15 protein-coding genes and 1 pseudogene are annotated in these 18,581 nt (G+C 62.4%); 6 read left to right on the forward strand and 10 right to left on the reverse strand.

What is annotated here, in order from left to right:
• The first annotated feature begins 13 nt into the window (after positions 1-13).
• Positions 14-1,465, forward strand: coding sequence for an SDR family NAD(P)-dependent oxidoreductase (locus V9L18_RS16770; protein ID WP_337348295.1), 1,452 nt, complete (start codon positions 14-16; stop codon positions 1,463-1,465).
• A 40-nt stretch (positions 1,466-1,505) separates the two neighbouring features.
• Positions 1,506-1,973: a pyridoxamine 5'-phosphate oxidase family protein gene (locus V9L18_RS16775; RefSeq protein WP_337348296.1), complete on the forward strand. Its 468-nt coding sequence runs from the start codon at positions 1,506-1,508 to the stop codon at positions 1,971-1,973.
• 58 nt (positions 1,974-2,031) lie between these two features.
• Here the strand turns inward: V9L18_RS16775 and V9L18_RS16780 are convergent, their stop codons facing one another.
• From V9L18_RS16780 to V9L18_RS16790, 3 genes are all read right to left on the reverse strand, one after another.
• Positions 2,032-2,883: a transglutaminase family protein gene (locus V9L18_RS16780; RefSeq protein ID WP_337348297.1), complete on the reverse strand. Its 852-nt coding sequence runs from the start codon at positions 2,881-2,883 to the stop codon at positions 2,032-2,034.
• The gene (locus V9L18_RS16785; protein WP_018761308.1) at positions 2,880-3,806 is read right to left on the reverse strand and encodes an alpha-E domain-containing protein; all 927 of its coding nucleotides are present in this window, start codon (positions 3,804-3,806) and stop codon (positions 2,880-2,882) included. The genes V9L18_RS16780 and V9L18_RS16785 overlap by 4 nt, the downstream gene beginning before the upstream one ends.
• 63 nt (positions 3,807-3,869) lie before the next feature.
• Positions 3,870-5,426: a circularly permuted type 2 ATP-grasp protein gene (locus V9L18_RS16790; RefSeq protein ID WP_337348298.1), complete on the reverse strand. Its 1,557-nt coding sequence runs from the start codon at positions 5,424-5,426 to the stop codon at positions 3,870-3,872.
• A 113-nt stretch (positions 5,427-5,539) separates the two neighbouring features.
• On the opposite strand from V9L18_RS16790, the gene V9L18_RS16795 reads away from it, so the two are divergent.
• Both V9L18_RS16795 and pepN read left to right on the forward strand, forming a co-directional pair.
• Complete coding sequence (locus V9L18_RS16795; protein ID WP_337348299.1) at positions 5,540-6,589, forward strand: YeiH family protein; 1,050 nt, start codon at positions 5,540-5,542, stop codon at positions 6,587-6,589.
• A 71-nt stretch (positions 6,590-6,660) separates the two neighbouring features.
• Positions 6,661-9,294, forward strand: coding sequence for an aminopeptidase N (pepN, locus tag V9L18_RS16800; RefSeq protein WP_337348300.1), 2,634 nt, complete (start codon positions 6,661-6,663; stop codon positions 9,292-9,294).
• A gap of 11 nt (positions 9,295-9,305) precedes the next feature.
• Here pepN and V9L18_RS16805 read toward each other — a convergent pair whose 3' ends face one another.
• From V9L18_RS16805 to V9L18_RS16835, 7 genes and pseudogenes are all read right to left on the reverse strand, one after another.
• Positions 9,306-10,397 carry a lipoate--protein ligase family protein gene (locus V9L18_RS16805; protein WP_337348301.1) on the reverse strand — a complete coding sequence of 364 codons (1,092 nt, stop codon included), beginning with the start codon at positions 10,395-10,397 and terminating at the stop codon, positions 9,306-9,308.
• A 98-nt stretch (positions 10,398-10,495) separates the two neighbouring features.
• Positions 10,496-10,753 (reverse strand): type B 50S ribosomal protein L31, encoded by a 258-nt coding sequence (locus V9L18_RS16810; RefSeq protein ID WP_028267311.1) that lies wholly within the window; start codon positions 10,751-10,753, stop codon positions 10,496-10,498.
• Positions 10,754-10,914: 161 nt separating this feature from the next.
• Positions 10,915-11,340: pseudogene (locus tag V9L18_RS16815) on the reverse strand (TrmH family RNA methyltransferase); the annotation flags it as partial.
• 622 nt (positions 11,341-11,962) lie between these two features.
• Positions 11,963-12,811 carry an AbiV family abortive infection protein gene (locus V9L18_RS16820; protein ID WP_337348302.1) on the reverse strand — a complete coding sequence of 283 codons (849 nt, stop codon included), beginning with the start codon at positions 12,809-12,811 and terminating at the stop codon, positions 11,963-11,965.
• Positions 12,812-13,505: 694 nt separating this feature from the next.
• Positions 13,506-14,303: a hypothetical protein gene (locus tag V9L18_RS16825; protein WP_337348303.1), complete on the reverse strand. Its 798-nt coding sequence runs from the start codon at positions 14,301-14,303 to the stop codon at positions 13,506-13,508.
• A 368-nt stretch (positions 14,304-14,671) separates the two neighbouring features.
• Positions 14,672-15,259: a hypothetical protein gene (locus V9L18_RS16830; RefSeq protein WP_337348304.1), complete on the reverse strand. Its 588-nt coding sequence runs from the start codon at positions 15,257-15,259 to the stop codon at positions 14,672-14,674.
• Entirely contained in the window at positions 15,180-15,641 is a 462-nt protein-coding gene (locus V9L18_RS16835) for a hypothetical protein (protein WP_337348305.1), read from the reverse strand. The genes V9L18_RS16830 and V9L18_RS16835 overlap by 80 nt, the downstream gene beginning before the upstream one ends.
• Before the next feature lie 124 nt (positions 15,642-15,765).
• Between V9L18_RS16835 and V9L18_RS16840 the strand changes: the two genes are divergently transcribed.
• Positions 15,766-16,710 carry a hypothetical protein gene (locus V9L18_RS16840; RefSeq protein WP_337348306.1) on the forward strand — a complete coding sequence of 315 codons (945 nt, stop codon included), beginning with the start codon at positions 15,766-15,768 and terminating at the stop codon, positions 16,708-16,710.
• Between the two features lie 565 nt (positions 16,711-17,275).
• Positions 17,276-18,535: a hypothetical protein gene (locus tag V9L18_RS16845; RefSeq protein WP_337348307.1), complete on the forward strand. Its 1,260-nt coding sequence runs from the start codon at positions 17,276-17,278 to the stop codon at positions 18,533-18,535.
• The last annotated feature ends 46 nt before the right edge of the window (positions 18,536-18,581 follow it).

An 18,581-nucleotide genomic window follows, 5' to 3' on the forward strand; every position in this document is an offset into this window, starting at 1 on the left:
TAAAATCGGTACAATGAGCTCCCCCGATCTGACGCCTGAGGAAATCCAGGCCTGCCTCAAGGTTTTAAACACCATCCACGCGTATGACGAGGAGCACCCGGACTACGTCCAGGTTCGGCGTGCCACCGGGAAAATGTTCAAAGCCGTCAAGCGGCACCGCCGAGTGACAAAGCGGGATCTCATCTCCGAAGCGGACCGCGCGGTCATCGCCCAGACGGCCACCGCGGCTCCGGACCGTATCGACGACGAAACCCGGGGCAACAAGCTGGCGACGTCGGCCACTGGTGCCATCGCCGGGCACCTCATCCGTTCGCGTCCGTGCTACATCTGCAAGCAGCATTACACGCAGGTGGACGCCTTCTATCACCAGCTCTGTCCCGAGTGCGCCGCCTTCAACCACGGCAAGCGGGATGCCCGTACTGACCTCACAGGCCGCCGGGCGTTGCTCACGGGCGGACGCGCGAAGATTGGCATGTACATAGCCTTGCGGCTGCTGCGCGACGGCGCGCACACCACCATCACGACGCGGTTCCCCAAAGATGCTGCACGCCGCTTCGCGGCCATGGAGGACAGCGGGGACTGGCTGCACCGGCTTCAGATTGTGGGCATCGACCTCCGCGATCCGTCGCAGGTGATGGCCCTGACAGATTCCCTCAGTGCTGCCGGCCCGCTCGACATCATCATCAACAACGCAGCACAGACAGTGCGCCGCTCGGGCAATGCATACAAGCCGTTGGTTGACGCTGAAGATGAGCCCCTTCCCGCCGCCCTGGACGCTTCCAACGGCGGTCCTGTGCTGCTGACGTTTGGCCATGCGCACGACAAGCATCCGCTCGCCCTCGCAAGCAGCGTCACCGACCATCCCGTGCTGGCCGGCGATGCCATTACGTCGTTGGCCCTCTCCACCGGTTCTGCCTCCCTGGAGCGCATCGCGTCCGGGACAGCGATCGACGCCGGCGGGCTGGTTCCGGACCTGGCCACCATCAACAGCTGGACGCAGGTGGTGGACGAGGTGGATCCACTGGAAATGCTGGAGGTCCAGCTCTGCAACGTGACGGCTCCCTTCCTTCTGGTGAGCCGGCTGCGTGATGCCATGAAGCGCTCAACGGCGCACCGGAAGTACATCGTTAACGTCTCCGCCATGGAAGGACAGTTCTCCCGCGCCTACAAGGGCCCCGGGCATCCGCACACCAACATGGCGAAGGCGGCACTGAACATGATGACCCGGACCAGCGCCCAGGAAATGCTGGAGACCGACGGCATCCTGATGACTGCCGTGGACACCGGCTGGATCACTGATGAGCGCCCGCATTTCACAAAGGTCCGGCTCATGGAGGAAGGCTTCCACGCGCCCCTGGACCTGGTGGACGGAGCCGCACGCGTCTACGATCCCATCGTGATGGGTGAGAAGGGCGAGGACCAGTACGGCGTCTTCCTGAAGGACTACAAGCCAAGCCCCTGGTAGTCCCTGTCCCAGGGCCCGGCTCGGGCGTAAGCTCAGCGGCATGAGCAACGAGTCATCTTCCGAAGTCCAGAACCTGGAAAACCATGAATGCTGGGAACTGTTGCGGACAGTCTCCGTGGGAAGGCTGGCGGTCCTTGCGGACGGCCACCCGGACATCTTCCCGATCAACTACACGGTAGACGGCGGAACGCTGGTGTTCCGCACCGGCGAGGGAACCAAACTGGCTGGCGCCACTGAAGGCGCCCACGTGGCCCTCGAAGCGGACGGCGTGGATGCCACCACCGGCCTTGCCTGGAGCGTAGTGGTGAAGGGCGCCGCGGCTGCGGTGACAGGAACCGAACAGCTGTTGGACACGGCAGCCCTTTACCTGTTTCCATGGCAGGCCGGCAGGAAAGACACGTTCGTCCGCGTGACCCCCGGCAGCATCACAGGACGGCGCTTCAAGGTGACTGCGCCGATGACCTGGTGGACGCAGCTGAGCGGGGCGGTCAAAGCGTCCCCGGAATAAGGACAGCAGGCCATTAACGAAACCGCAGGCCGGGCCAGTCGGCCCGGCCTGCGGTCAGTCATGCGAGCCGCGTGATCTCCACGCTGACGCTCAGCGCCGATCCGCCGCCGCCGGACAGGATGCCCTTCAGCGGCGGCACATCGCGGTAGTCCCGGCCACGTGCCACGGTGACGTGGTAGTCGCCGGCTGGTTTGTGGTTCGTCGGATCCCAGCTCCGCCACTGGCCGTCCCACCATTCCAGCCACGCATGGGACTGGCCGGCAACGGTCTCGCCGATGTCCGCCGTCGAGCGCGGGTGGAGGTAGCCGGACACATAGCGGGCGGGGATCCCGCAGCTGCGGAGGGCTCCGATGGCCAGGTGCGCAAGGTCCTGGCAGACGCCCTGCCGCTGTCCCCAGGCTTCCTCGGCGTTGGTGGTCACCGCAGTGGACCCTGACATGTAGGTCATCTCGCCGCGCATCCAGCCAAAGATGGCCATGGCGGCTTCGTGTGGATTCTTACCTGCGACAACGCCGGGGATAATCCCGAGCACTTCCGCGCCGGGACCGCTGAGCTGGGACTGCGGCAGCCAGTCACTGTAGGTGTTCAGGGTTTCGTCGGACGCCAGGACGTCCCAGCCCGCGATGTCCGTCTCCGAGGGGATCTTTTCGGCCCGATGGACCTCCACGGTGATGTTGGAGATGACCTCGAGGTGGTCGTGCGGCATCTGCATGTCAAAGGCCGTTACCCTGGTTCCCCAGTAGTCCCGGTAGCTGCTCACGGCCGCCTGCGACGGCGAGACCTTGAGGACGGACTCCAGGACCACCTGCTGGGGGTCCGTCAGCGGCGTCATGCGGGCCTCGTTGTAGGACAGCGTGACGCGCTTGTTGTACTTGTACGCGGTCTTGTGGATGATGCTCAGCCGGGTCATGAAACTTCTCCCACCCAGGCCAGTTCGTCCGCCTGATTGAAGTACTTACGGGAAATGGCGTCGGACGCCTGCGAAACGGCTTTCTGCACGCGCTCCATGTGTTCGGGGAGTTCGGACATGAGGTCGTCCGTGCGGTGGAACTCCAGGAACGTCCGCGCCTGGCCGACGATCCGTCGGGCGTCGTTGATGAAGCCCACCCGCTGGGCGGAAGGATCGAGCTTGGCCAGGCACTCGTCGGCGTCGCGCAGGGCATACACGATGGAGCGCGGGAACAGCCTGTCCAGAAGCAGGAACTCGGCGGCGTGCTGGTCGCCGAACGCTGCCCTGCGGGTACGCAGGAAGGATTCGTAGGCTCCCGCGCACCGGAGCATGTTCACCCAGGACATGCCGGCGGAGAGGACATCCCGGGTGGAGAGCATGCGGGCGGTCATGTCTGCCCGTTCCAGGGAACGGCCCAGCACCAGGAACAGCCAGCTTTCGTCGTGGCTCACCGTTGTGTCCGCGAGGCCACTGACCATGGCGGTCCGTTCCAGCGTCCAGTTGCAGAAGCGGTATGTGCCCACCACGTCCTTGCGGTGCTGGCTCAGCCCGTAGTACGTGGTGTTGAGGCTCTCCCAGAGGCCGGAGGATACGGTCTCGCGGGCACGCCTGGCGTTCTCCCGGGCAGCGCCCAGGGATCCCGCGATCGAGGTGGCACTGGTTTTGTCGTACGCCAGGGCGTGCAGCAGTTCGGGAAGACCGAAGTCCTCACTCTGCGGCCGGGCGCCCATGACTGCCAGGAGTTCCTGGGCGACGCTGCGGCGCTCTTCCATGGGCAGGTGGTTCAGGCGCTCCAGGTGAACGTCAAGGATGCGGGCCGTGCCGTCAGCACGCTCCACATACCTGCCGATCCAAAAAAGGGACTCAGCAATACGGCTAAGCATTCGTGGCTACCTCCTGCGCGTCCGGAATCCGATGGGAAATTACTGCCGGGGTCAAGGCCCGGCTCACTGCTGCTGCTCCGACTGGCGGTCGCGCCAGTTGCTCTCCACTGGCCAGACCGAGACCCGCTCGCGGATGGCAATCGATGGCCGCGGGATGGTCTCTACGGGTACCTGGGGAGAGTCGGCCAGTACCCAGGTGTCCTTGGAGCCGCCGCCTTGGCTGGAGTTCACAATCAGGGACCCCTCCTTGAGCGCCACCCGGGTAAGTCCGCCGGGGAGGACCCAGACGTCGTCGCCGTCGTTGACCGCGAACGGGCGCAGGTCAACGTGGCGGGGCCCAAATTTGTCGCCGCTGAGCGTAGGAACGGTGGAAAGCTGCAGCACCGGCTGCGCAATCCATCCGCGGGGATCTGCAATGACCCGCTTGCGGAGCGCGTCGAGTTCGTCGTTGGAGGCGTCGGGGCCGATGACAAGGCCCTTGCCGCCGGAGCCGTCCACGGGTTTCACCACGAGTTCGGCGAGGTTGTCCAGGACGTACTCCCGGGCGTCCTTCTCCTCCAGCCGGAACGTGTCCACGTTCGCGATAATCGGTTCCTCGCTCAAGTAATACCGGATCAGGTCCGGAACGTAGCTGTACACGAGTTTGTCGTCTGCAACGCCGTTGCCCACCGCGTTGGCGATGGTCACGCCGCCGGCCCGTGCCGCGTTGACCAGGCCCGGGCAGCCGAGCATGGAGTCGGCGCGGAACTGCAGCGGGTCCAGGAATTCGTCGTCGATCCGTTTGTAGATCACGTCCACACGCTGTTCGCCGGCGGTGGTGCGCATGTAGACGCGGTTGCCGCGGCAAATCAGGTCGCGGCCTTCCACCAGCTCAACGCCCATCAGGCCGGCCAGCAGGGTGTGCTCGAAGTAAGCGCTGTTGAAGACGCCGGGGGTCAGCACTACAACAGTGGGATCATCGACACCGGACGGTGCAGTCTTGCGCAGCGCCGAGAGGAGCCTCCGCGGGTATTCTTCCACCGGGCGGATGAGCTGCTGGCCGAACGCCTCAGGCAGGCCCTTGGCCATCGCCCGGCGGTTCTCCAGGACGTAGCTCACGCCGGACGGAACCCGGACGTTGTCTTCGAGGACGCGGAAGGTGCCTGCCGCATCGCGGACTACGTCAATGCCGGAAATGTGTACGCGGACCCCACCGGCGGGCTCGAAGCCCTGGACCTGGCGGTGGAAGTGGGCACTGGTAGTGACCAGCTGGCGCGGAATGACGCCATCGGACACAACGGTCATTTTGTCGTAAACGTCGTTGAGGAAGGCCTCCAGGGCCTTGACCCGCTGCGCCACCCCCCGTTCCAGGACGGTCCATTCATCCGCCGGGATGACCCGCGGAACAATATCGAGGGGGAAAGGCCGCTCCTCCCCCGCGAAGTCGAAGGTGACACCGCGGTCCAGGAACGTCCGTGCCATCGAATCAGCCCTGGCGCTGACATCGGCCAGCGAGAGCTTGCTGAGGGCGTCGGCCACCTGCCCGTACGACTCGCGGGCTTCCTGGCCGGGGGCGAACATCTCGTCGTAGGCACCGGAACGCCCGGCGGCCTCGGAGTAATCCTGGAATAGGTCTGACATGTCCTTTAGCCAACCATCTTTTTGTTTCGAAATCATTACTGCCATCCATTGTGGCGTGTTGGACCGCCGCGGCCGGTTCGTGGAATCCGTGTCCTATCCGGCAAAGTAGGTGAGTGCCACTTGGAAAGGACCGTCTCCTGCCGGGCCTGCTGACCGCTGCCCTGGCACTGGCCGCTGCCTTCCTCGTCCACAGCCTGGTTCCCGTCCTGCCCGCCATGACCCTCGCTGTTGTCCTTGGCCTGCTGGCGGCGAACCTTCCGGGCACTGCCGTGTGGGTGGCCGGACGAGCCAGGCCGGGGCTCGATTTCGCCGGCAAGCACTTCATGCGTGCCGGGATCGTGGTCCTTGGGCTCAAGGTCAGCATCATGGATGTCATGGGCCTGGGCTGGCTTGCCTTGTTGCTGGTCGCTGGTGTGGTGCTTGTCAGTTTCGTCGGCACTTATGTGATCTCCAGGGTCTTCCGGCTGCCCGCGGAGACGTCCCTGCTGATCGCCACCGGATTTTCCATCTGCGGTGCCTCCGCCATTGGCGCGATGGCCGCGGTCCGCCGGATCCGACACGTGGACACGGTGCTGCCCGTGGCCCTTGTGACACTGTGCGGAACCTTGGCCATCGGGGTCCTTCCACTGCTGGTGCATCCGCTGCAGCTCACTCCCCTGGCGTTCGGTGCCTGGACGGGGGCATCAGTGCACGACGTCGGCCAGGTGGTGGCCACCGCACAGACTGCCGGGACGACGGCGCTGGGGATCGCCGTCGTCGTCAAACTCACCCGTGTGCTCCTGCTGGCACCTGTTGTAGCCGCGGCGGGGGTCCACCAACGGTTCAGTGCGGCGAAGGCCGCAGGCAAGGCAGCAGCTTCGCTGCCGCCGGGAACCTTGGCAGCTTCCTCCATGGAGCGCCTCCCGCCCGTGATCCCCCTCTTTGTGCTCGGCTTCATGGCCATGGTTGGCCTGCGGTCCAGCGGATGGCTTCCGCCGGCGGCCCTGGACGCCGGTGCCGGAGTCCAGGACATCCTGCTGGGCGCCGCGCTGTTCGGCCTGGGATCCGCGGTACGGATCCGCACGCTCCTGCACACCGGCGCCCGGGCGCTGTCCGCTGCTTTGGCAGCCTGGTTGCTGATTGCAGTGCTGGGCCTTGCGGCTGCCTTGCTCATGACTGCCTAGGTCCGCGCGGGCCCGTTGCACAGCGATTCGGGCGGTGAACCGCCGTCGGAGTCCCGTGATTAGATAGCGGAGTGTCACATGAGAATCTGCAGCGCACCGAAGCCGCGCAACGCTCGGCCCTGATCACGACCCACAGCTACGACGTTTCCCTGGACGTGAGCCAGGCGGCCGATCCAGGCGTTGCCGGGTATTCAAGCCGTAGCGCCATCAACTTCTCGGCCGCGGAGCCTGGCGAGGGGCAGTCAGCCTCGACCTTCCTGGATTTCATCGCCAGCGAGGTGCATAGCGTGGTCCTCAACGGCAAGGAACTGAGCGTCGCCGACGTCGTGGACGGCTCCCGGATCCGGTTGGACAACCTGCAGGCTAAAAACCAGGTGACTGTGACGGGCACTGCCCTGTATAGCCGTTCCGGCGAGGGAATGCACCGCTTTGTGGATCCCGCGGACGGCCAGTGCTACCTGTATACGCAGTACGAGCCCGCTGACGCGAGGCGGGTGTTCGCCAACTTTGAACAGCCGGACCTCAAGGCCGAGTTCACGTTCCACGTCATTGCCCCGTCCGGCTGGGAAGTCGCTTCCAACGGAGTCGAGGCCACCCGCACGCAACTGACTTCGGATCCGGCCACCAGCCGCTGGGACTTCGCCACTACACGGCCCATGTCCACGTACATCACTACGGTGCTCGCTGGCCCCTACGTCAAGGCAGCGGACCACTGGAGCGCCACCTTGGATGACGGCACACCGCTGGAAGTGCCGTTGGCTCTGTACTGCCGTGCTTCCATGGCGGAGTCTTTCGATGCCACTGAACTGTTCCGCCTCACCAAGGGCGGGCTGGACTTCTTCAACCGGCTTTTCGGCTACCCGTACCCGTGGGGAAAGTACGACCAGGCCTTTGTCCCCGAATACAACCTCGGCGCGATGGAGAACCCCGGACTGGTCACCTTCACCGACAGCTATGTGTTCACGTCCCGCGCCACCGACTCGCAATACCAGGCGCGTGCGAACACCTTGCTGCACGAAATGGCCCACATGTGGTTTGGTGACCTCGTCACCATGCAGTGGTGGGATGACCTGTGGCTCAAAGAGTCGTTCGCCGACTACATGGGAACCCTCGGCGTGGACCGCGCGACGGACTGGGACACCGCGTGGGTCAACTTTGCCAACAAACGCAAGGCCTGGGCCTACGTCCAGGACCAGCTGCCCACCACACACCCCATCGTGGCAGACATCCCCGACCTCGAGGCCGCCAAACAGAACTTCGACGGCATCACCTATGCCAAGGGCGCGTCCGTACTCAAGCAGCTGGTGGCATATGTGGGGTTCGAAGCGTTCATCGCCGGTTCAAGGCAGTATTTCCGTGACCATGCCTATGGCAACACCACCCTGGCGGACCTGCTGACGGCACTCAGTGCTTCCTCGGGCCGCGACCTTGCCGGCTGGGCAGCCCGCTGGCTGCAGACCTCCGGCATCTCCACGCTCTCGGTGCAGGCCGGGACGCACGACGCCGAGCCAGGCGCCGTGGCCATCGTCCAGGAGGCTGTGGACCCGGTTACCGGACGCGTCGAGCTGCGCCCCCACCGGCTGCGCGTGGGTTCCTACAATTTCGAGGCCGATGGCGCACTGGTCCGGACTGGAACCGTCGAAACCGACGTAACGGGGGAACGAACGGACATTCCCGAACTTGCCGGCCTGCCCCGGCCCGCGCTCCTGCTGGTGAACGACGACGACCTCACCTACGCCAAGGTGCGGCTGGACCCATTCTCGGAAGCCACTGTGCTGGCCTCCCTGGACCGCATCACCGATCCCATGGCCCGCGCGCTCTGCTGGACTGCGCTATGGAACTCGGCCCGCGACGGCGAAAGCCCGGCCACCCGCTACGTCGACGCGGTTAAGGCATTCGGACCGTCCGAAACCGGGATCGGCGTGCTGGTGAACATCCTCGACAACGCCCAGACCGCCGTCGAACGCTATACACCGTCCGGTGCGCGCGACGCCGTCCGCAGGGCCTTCCTGACGGCCGCGGACACCCAGCTGCAGCTGGCTGGCCCTGGTTCCGACCACCAGCTCGCCTGGGCGCGCACTTTGGCCGCCGTCAGCCGCCACGACGCCATGCTGCTCCCCCGGCTTCGAAGCCTCCTGGACGGCACGGTTAACGTGGACGGACTTGCCGTCGACGCCGAGCTGCGCTGGAACATCTGGCACGCGCTGGCAGCCAACAACCAAGCCACTGTGGGCGAACTGGACGCCGAGCTGGACCGCGACACCACTGCGTCAGGCCGGGCCGGCCACGCGACCGCCCTCGCCGCCCGCCCCGATCCTGAGGTCAAGGCGGCAGCATGGAAGGCGGCCGTTGAGGGCACGGAGCTCTCGAACCAGCTCCTCAGCGCCACTATCGCCGGCTTCACAACTGCACCCTCTGCCCTGCTGGAACCCTACGTGGAGCCCTACTTCGACTGCCTCCGCGGCGTCTGGGACAACCGGAGCATCGAAATCGCCAGCCGTATTGTCCGTGGGCTGTATCCGATAGCACAGGATCTCCCGGCCGGGACCTTGCCCGAGCAGCATTCCGTGGTGCTCCGCACGGGTGCCTGGCTGGAAGCGAACGCCGACGCCCCGCGCGCCCTGCGCAGGATCATTCTTGAGCAGCAAAGCCACCTGCTCCGGGCGCTTACCGCCCAGGCCACGTCAGCGCCGCCAGCAGTTTAGGGACCCGCAAGCTAGGGGACCCGGTTCAGCCATTCCTCGGTGCCGAACTTTGTAACCACCCGTTCACGCGCGGCGTCCAGTTCGGCGTCCGTGAGTTCTGACGACGTGGCCGCGTACCGTTCACTGAACACTTCCATCATCGCGGCGATGATCTCCGTGCGGGCCAGCCCGGTCTGGCGGCGCAACGGGTCAACCCGCTTCTTGGCGCTACGCGTTCCCTTGTCCGAGAGCTTTTCCTTGCCGATTCGCAGCACTTCGACCATTTTGTCGGCGTCGATGTCATAGCTCATGGTGACGTGGTGCAGCATGCCGCCGTTGGCCAGCCGTTTCTGTGCGGCGCCGCCGATCTTGCCCTGCTCCGTGGCGATATCGTTCAGGGGCACGTAAAACGCCGTGACGCCGATCTTCTCCAGCGCGGCCATCACCCAGGCGTCCAGGAACGCGTACGAGTCGGCGAAGCTCACTCCGTCCACCAGGGACTGCGGCAGGTACAGGGAGTATGTGATGCAGTTGCCGGCCTCCATGAACATCGCTCCCCCGCCACTGATACGGCGGACCACGGTAATGCCGTGCCGGGCGACGCCGTCGGGATCGAGCTCATTGCGGACGGACTGGAAGCTGCCGATCACCACGGACGGTTCCTCCCAGTCCCAGAACCGCAGCGTGGGGTTGCGACGGCCGGCGCCCACCTCTTCGGTCAGCACCTCGTCCAGGGCGACGTTGACGTGGGTGGGGAGCACTGTGGGGGCAATGACGTTCCAGTGATGGTCGGACCACGACGTCGCCTTCGCCAGTGCACGGCGTACGGTGACGGCAACGGCGTCGGCTGAAAAGCCGAACAGGACGGCGCCGGGCGGCAGGGAGGCGGCCACGGCGGCCGAGAGTTCAGCCGCCGTCGTGGTTTCCGGGAGCCCGATGAGGGCGCGGTTGATATCCAGGAGCGCCTCATCGGGTTCCAGGAAGAAATCGCCGCTGACTGACACCCCCGTGAGGAGTCCGTCCACGACATCGAGGTCTACCACCACGAGTTTGCCGCCCGGGACCTTGTACTCGCCGTGGAGGCGGCCGGGCTGGTCCTGGGCTGTGGGTGCAGTGTCAGTCATGGCTTCCATCCTGCACCACTACCCAGGATGCCGAAAACGCAAAAAGCCCGCACCGTTGCCGGTGCGGGCTTTCCAAAGAACCTTGGGGGTGAAGAGAATTACTTCTTGCCGCCGAAGCCCTTGAAGCGAGCGTTGAAGCGCTCGACGCGGCCTGCAGAGTCCATGATGCGCTGCTTGCCCGTGTAGAACGGGTGGGACTCGGAGGAGATTTCGACGTCGATAACCGGGTAGGTGTTTCCGTCTTCCCACTCGATGGTCTTCTTGGAAGACACGGTGGACTTGGTCAGGAACTTGACGCCGGAAGCCAGGTCGTTGAAAACAACAGCTTCGTACTTCGGGTGGATATCAGACTTCATAATGGGACCTTTGTTCGCACAACTGGATTTTGCCAGCTGCCAGGTATGAATGGGATGGCCACTGCCTGCAACAGCAGAACATCATTGCGGCCAGCTACCAATAATAGCCGATCACAGGAGTCCTTGCGAACCACTTTGGCCGCGAGAGAGGGCTGCCCCTCCTATGCTCGGGGCCTGAGCTCCCAGAACGCCACCGCTGACGCCGCGGCCACATTTAGTGAGTCCACGCCCGTCCGCATGGGGATCTTCACGGCCAGGTCGACGGCGGCGAGGGTCTCCGCGCTCATGCCCGCCCCCTCCGTGCCAAGCACCAGGGCCAGCCGGTCCGGGTTCCGGGCGGCGAGGTCATCGACGTCCACCGCGTTCTCGGTCAACTCCAGCGCCGCCACGGTGAAGCCGTGTTCCTTGAGGACCTCCAGATCCTGCGGCCACGACTCCAGCCGTGCCCACGGAACCTGGAACACCGTTCCCATGCTGACGCGGACACTTCGGCGGTAGAGCGGGTCGCCGCACCGCGGCGATATCAGCACGGCGTCGATGTCCAGCGCAGCCGCAGACCTGAAGATTGCCCCTACGTTCGTGGGTGTTGCAATATGTTGATGCCCGCCGCTGGCATGCCTAGAGCTGCTGCCAGTTCGTCAGGAAGACACCGCGATGCGGAATCGGTGTCGCGGGGGCGGTAGCCGCGGACATCTCGACAGCGGGCGGCATCTACCACGTCAGGACGTCACTCCCGTCGCCAATGGATGGTGGCTCCAAAGGCTCGACGATCGCACGATTGGTGAGGGGGCGCTCAGAGTTTCCGCTGCCGTCCATCTAAGCGAGGAGATCGAACGCGCGCAGAATCGATACTTTGGGTCCGAGTCCGGCTGCCTAGCGCAGACGGATGAGTCGGCTCCAGAGCGCGTGGTTCGCGGCGCGCAGAGCAGCCGTCATTGCTTTGGCCGCGAAGTATCGGGCCGAACGTCGTCAAGGGTGACGCCCTTGTCTTGTGTTTGTCTCACCAGGGCCCCGCACTCCGTACTGGCCGGAACGGTCTGCCATGGAGTCTTCTGAACGGCTGAGGTCAACGCCCCGCATGTTCAAAGCAACAATGCACGTCATGACAAAGTCGGACACGACATCGCCGGTATGCGGCCGCGCAAAAGGCTATACAAGTCGTATCCCCGAGAGCCCTGCTGGCAAATGAACCCCAACCTGCGCAAGGGCTTACCAGTAGTCATCCAAACCGTATTGCCTGCTGAGGTAACGGTCTTGGCGCTCTTTCAGAGTCTCCATGGAAACAGGGACCTCCTTCAAATCGAGAGATAGAAGTGGGAACGTCCACTTCTCGAGAATCAGACGAACGTTACTGCGCAGGCACTCAGACGGAACTGTGTCCGACGGCAGGGCCGTCGCAAGCACTTCACGGGCCTTGTCTCGGCAGAACTCCCAGCGAGTACCCGAATCGAACACTGCTTCCTTCCAAACCCCCGCAGCGGCCCGCGCCCCATTCTCCGTGAGAAGTCCGGCATGCTTCATGGCGAGAACGAGCCGGGCCGCTGTGGTGTCGACGTAGAACTGGTCCGGGTCACCTCCCGTCCACATGAAGCCGTCATCCGTCTGCTCGTAGTCTACGTAAAGGGCATTCTCTCGAGTCCTGAGCAAATCATTGCGCCAGATCCAGTCAACGTCATTGGGTCCATCGAGGTAGTGGCTCGGACGAAGCCAGGTTAGGTTGCGTTCAATCTCACCGAAGTCTGCAGGATTGCTCGCATGGACGTTCGCATAGATCAAGCGCGGCAGGTGTGAGTAGAAATACTCGCACCCTTTGCGGGCGATCCGCTGGTCGTGCGTACGTGCGATGTCAAGAAGAATGAGCACCTTGGCACTTTCCTCAAGGCAGATCGCCTGGAGTGCTCCCGCCGCTGACTTCTGGCCTTCCTTCAAGAGATTTTCTATCGACCACATCAGTTGTTCAATATGGGTTCCCAGGTGCTCCAGCCCCTCGCCAATGACGGTAAGCCGCTCCTCGCGCTTCAGATCGAATATACGGTGAAGCCTGCGTGCCTGCTTCACAATGCAAGCCCTTCGAAAGAGACTGAGATATTCGGCACCATGGCAAGTCATGTTATCCGACTCGGCTCGGCAAACTGAGTCTCGTAAGGCAGGAGGAACCTCCTAGCGGGTCTCATCAAAGGAACCGATTCTCTGCATACGCAAGACTCCCCCACCGGCAGCCGGGCCACTGATGCTGCACTGGAATACCTTCAAAAGTGCGGAGGAAGCCGGTTTGCGACTCAGCAGGTAAAACAGTGGTCGCCGGAGTCGTTATGAGCGCTGGCACCGGTGCCTTCGGTGTTGCAGGAGAGACGGCACCGGAATGTACGGCAGTTGCGCCCACACTGGGCGCTGGTGAAACATACCCCTGCCCCGGTTTGTCGACAATTGAAACGGATACCCAGCTATCCCCGTCCCTTCCGACTGATGCGCCGAAGGCTCTTGCGCGTGAGTTCAAGAAGCTTGGGACGAACCATCATCCGCTCAGAGATCCTACTGGTGTCGATAAGGGATGCAGTCTGGGCCCCGGACTGGTGGCCCTTACAGATTTTGGCTTGTTCAGACTGCACATGTCCCTTCGGCAAGGATATGGATCAGTGAAGCGCTAGTCTCACTTAGTGAAGCTTCGGTGGGCACTCCTCATTGCAGTCAGCCATCTGTGGCCTCCTGGCCCCACAAAAGGACAGGTCAAAGGAGCAGGGCAACTGAGTTGCTACTGCGGCTCATCCTCTCGGGACCCGTTATCCTGCTCCTCTCCTCGTTTGGCCCTCTTGTCGAAGTACTTGTTCGTTCCCACCGTTGTTGCGCCACCCACTGTCAGCCCACCGAAACCGCTCGCAGATATGAGCTTTTGCGTGTCAGGTGAGACGTTTTCTGTGACGGTGAGTATCCCGAAGGTGCAAAGAATTGAGATATACAGTCCGAGCAGGAAGGCAACGCGCTTGCGCCGCTTCGGGTTGTTGTCCAGGTGATCCAGGATTCCCAAGCGTTCAACTTGTTCCAAGACTGCAGGGTTCTGTGCGCTGAACTCATCGGCTTGGGCGTCAAGCTGTTCTTCGCCGAGATCCTCCTCCAACGCCTCGACGTATTGAACTGCGACTTCCTCAATGGCTGTCGACTGTGCAGGGGAGGGCTTCGCCAGGGTGGGCTCGAGGTCTTCGTCTGTGTCAGGGTGACGCTCCACCTGCTCCTGGGGCTTCTGCAGCGATAGCACCGGACCAAGCGCTTCGAGCAGACGGGCATGAGCCTGTTCAGTTACTCGCGATCGCTGCAGAGACAGATTGATGCGTTCAATAGAGCTCTTGTAAGCGGGAGTGTTCTGCGCAGACCACCAAGCCTTATCTAGGCTCACCTTTGCTTCGCTCGATAACTGAAGCCGGACATCCAAATGCTTCTTCAGCTTGTCAGTGACAGGCTGCGGAAGAGTAAGTACCGGGATGAATGTCGTGCCTAGTTTGTTGCCTTGAATTTCGTGCTTCTGCTCCGTGCTCTGCGCTTCCTCATTTGCCATAAGCCAAGGGTAGGTGAAGGTCCGAGGTGCAAAGCACATAACGCAGGTCCATCTAGAGCCCGCTCGCGCCCGTCCACACTTCCGCCGTCACTCGCTAGATGCTTGAAGAGTGCGCCCAACCGATGCGCTACTTCGCGGAAGGGTCTAGCCATTCAATCAAGCCGTACATGCTGGTCCAGCCGACCGCCTCGCCGTAGATACCCGCCACTTTCACCTGGGGCCGGCCATACTTCGGGAACGCCCGGAGTGGAGCGGGGTTGTCAAACGGAAAGCGTTCCTCAGGGGCCATGGAGCCATCATGCGCTCGACATCCTCTGGAGCTTCACCCTTGATCACAGGATCAATCTCACAACATGCATTCGAATGGTCTATTCGAGCTTCGCTTTCAGCCTGCGGCCCAAAGACGGCTTCGACGCTGCTGCCTTGGTCCCGGATGCAGTGTCGTCCTTCTTGGCCCAACCAGGTGTACGATCGAGCGTCTTACTGGGAACGACACCGGCTTTGATGGCTTCGGACCCGATTTCGGTTGCTTCATTCATCTTATGGATGCCCTTGACGAACAGGACTGCGCTGACGACGGCACCAGCCACCCCAATCAGGATCGCTGCCACGAGCTCAGTACTCCACATGTTCCACGCGACGCCCGCCGCGATGAAGAATATCGGCAGATGAATACCGAACCTAAACTCAGCTTCAGACCGAGCACGGTCGTAGTTGTTGAACACGCGCTCATTGCCTGCCTGCAGAGATGCTGAAATGGATGCTGCCTCTTCCATCAGGTCTTGCTTGACGTACTGGATCAGTCCCGCATGATCATCGGTTGGATTCTTCTCCGGATCGAAGAAGTCGTAGTGCTTCCTCAGCGGAGCGAGGTCTCTACCTTCTTTGCCAGCCGTATAAATAGCACCAATTGCCAGGTTGTCGAGCAGGTCTTCGGTTTTGATTTGTGTGACCACCCGGAAGCGGGTATTCGGGCTGGCGAAGGTGGAGCTCAGCTTTCCGCATCCAGCCCTTGACGCGGTCGGACTCGAGCCTGTCGTAGAGGCGCATAAGTCGCATCTTCACCCAGTGAATGCGTCCAACACCACGTTCTAGCTTGCGCTGGATGTTTGGCATCAACAGCACACCGAGGATGTAGGCCGCGAAGCTGAAGACGCCCAGGATCAAGGCGGGGGACAGGTAGGCCGACATCTGATTCAGCAAGCCAAAAATGCCCTCTTGGTCTTCCTTCTTCGGAATCGGTGCACCAACGAAAACCCAAAGAGCGGTGAGCCAGAGAGCACCGGTCATCAACGGTGTCCTGAAATCGCGGAAGCCGGGGAGAATTTGGGCGAGCATTGAACCTCTTGTGGCAGCGTGACGGGCAGTCGCGGCAGCCTATAACTCTCTCGTGTCTTGGCCCTTGCATGTCTGATGTCCCAGCTAGGGTGAAGTTATCAAGCTCACTCCATAGGGGGAACCGTTGCCCACAGTTGAATCGATTGCTCAGACCAAAGCTGGTCTGCGGCAGTTGCAGCTGATTTCTACTCTTACCGAAGCGGAGCCTCTGGATGGCAACGGTCAGGTAGGGGTGAGTGCACTCTATGAAGAGGCGAGGCAGCGGGGCGTTCCTAGGCAAAGTGTCACCAGCGACTTGGAAGCCCTCCAAGATAAGGGGTGGCTCTGGTTCGAGCGCTCCCCAGCTGGCATCCAGACGGTCGTTCTGAAGCAGCCCGGCGTCGACGCCGCGGAAGAGTTCAAGGCTCTCAGGAACGACCGACGCCGCCGCACGCTGGAGACCAGGCAGGCGATCCTCAGTTGGCTTTACGCGTTGTATGTCGACGGCGAAGAAGCGGCGGAAATCAACTCCATCCTCGACACAGACAAGGGCAGTTACTTCGATGACCCATACACTCCGAGGGAACTAGCGCGCGCAGCAGAGTGGCTGGTGGTAGAGGGGCTGATTCGGGGGTATCCCGCGTTTGGTGGTGTGCTGGGACTGCCGACGATGACGAACAGGGGTATCGAAGTGATGGAAGCCGAAGAAACGACTCCCGAGCCCGTTTCTCGGGGTGGAGATGTGTACAACATCCACAACACCGGCGCGTTCAACTGGGCACACCACAGCTCCAACATCACCCAGTCCAACACCTTGACGCAGGGGCAGGTAGAGCAGGTCGAGCGCACCATCGGCTCGGTTCGCGCCATGTTGACGCCCCAGTTCATTGGCGTGAGCGAAGACGCGGCAGCTGAGGGCCAGGTCATCGTTGGGCAGCTGGAGGAAGAGATCCGTTCTTCAGCCCCGAGCAGTGGCAAGGTGAAAGCGCTGCTCATGAAGCTGATGGACCTCGCGGCCACCGGGACAGTCCAAGGTGGCGTTGATGCCCTGAGTGCAATGATGCAGCAGGGCATCAACGGCATCGGCTAGCTAGAGCAGTATGCCCTCTCGGTTGTAGCGATCGACGACCGTATCCGGCCAGGTAGAGCAAGAATTGGGATCGTCGGGATTAGCATCACGTTCAGCTTGACAGTCAGAAGCCAGGTCGTACATGCCAACCTTGCCGATGGCCGACTTCCAACCGCCTATGCCTTCCAACTGTCTTGGGACCCCCACATTCGCGGCTCCGCTGACCAGGTCCCACACAACGGGATGAGCGCCTTGGCCAAGTTCAATGCCCCCCGTTAGGAGCAGGTCTGACCAGGCTCGGAAGAGGAAGGACGACCATAAGCTGAGCAGCTTGCAGTTCCGTCATCTGGGAGGGCGGTGTTTTGAAGTAGTACCAGCTCGCCGCACTGGTGGTGGTTGCAATGTGCCGGGAGCGCGTTAGGGCAGGAACTTCGCCGTTGGCCATCGCCAACACGCTATATCGCTACGCGCAGTCCCGGGCACTCCAAGGGGCTGCAGCTGTTTGCTGACGCGCGCGCGTGAACTACTACGGTGACTTCGTGAGTAAACCAGCAGACGCGTGCGTGACCCCGGCTAGGCTGAGGCTATGATTTCCCGCTACCACCTCAAGTGCCCCGGCTGCGAGGAAGTTTTCATCGCGCGGCTGGGTGTAGAACCGACCAGCCGGACGCGCTTCTATCTCCCTTGTCCGCATTGCCGTTTGCCGATCCGAGGCTCCATGTCGGGCACTGAACTTGAAAACCACCGAATTGGCATCGAATGCGATGTGTTGAACGGCTCCGACTCAGAGCTCCCCGGCGCACTCGTTGTGACCATCAACCCATTCGTGCCGTCACTCTACGAAGCCGATTCCTTCGCTCCGACCGGTGCCTTCCCAACAATGACCCTCGTTCAGATCCTCGGCGAGGATGTCTTCACCAAGTTCGAGTCCGAACGGCATACTGCGCTCGAGGCAGGCCGGGCCATGTGGCCCGGCGTCCGCATGCTGTTTCAGTACTACCTTCAAGGCAACACCCAGATGTTTTCTCGGATCGCCAAGCAGAACTTCGGCCTTGATTGGGACCCGAGCACGAGCCACGAGCGAACGAGTATCGCTTACCACACACTAGGAACGGCTACCACAATGATGACGGGGAGGACTGGCACCTCCAGCGAGACAGTGATCGGCCGTTTCTCGCGGAAGCACACCGCAGCGATGAACCGGCACAGGGACCACCTTCTGGCCTTTCGGCGTCGGGGTCAAGCGGCGGCCGCGCTAGAGCGGGATCTCTTCACTGAGCTCAACCGTTTCGTCGAACAGCACGAGTCCTGGGAGATGGGGCTTCTCGGAAGGTTCGTCGGGCCGGACGAGAAGGTTGCCTTCGACCAATTGGTTCTGTACCGCGACGAGTTCTCGACAGTGAGGGACCTGTACCAACATGGATTCGAGCTCGCGTGCAAGTGCCTCTGGCCGCTCGTTGCGGCTCAGAACACCGTGAAGCGAGGCAGCCCCGATAACTTCGGCGACGATCATCCCAACATCGTGCCCGCGAAGTTCCGCCCCGCGAGCCTTGAGAAGTACGACAGGCTGTCAGCTGCACGCAAGATCGCGTACGTTACCCAGGTTCCGGGCTGGGAATCATTCGCGGATCTCCTCAATAACCGCCGCCGCAATACGATCGGCCACGCGACCGCACATCACGACCTCCAGACTGGGCGTGTAGTCAGCGACGATGATCCCTCCGGTATGACGTATCTCGAGTTTCTTAGCGAGACTTTTGGCGTCTTCGAAGCACTTTCGACGCTTGCCCAGGTATTCAGAGCCAGCCGCGTCGCTTCGTCGCCGGACTTCGGTCTTTCGGACTGATCAAGTTCCTAGGCCACGCCACTTGCCTGACGCAAGCCTGAGTCGT

It is taken from the genome of Pseudarthrobacter sp. CCNWLW217 (assembly GCF_037203985.1).
GTDB lineage: Bacteria > Actinomycetota > Actinomycetes > Actinomycetales > Micrococcaceae > Arthrobacter.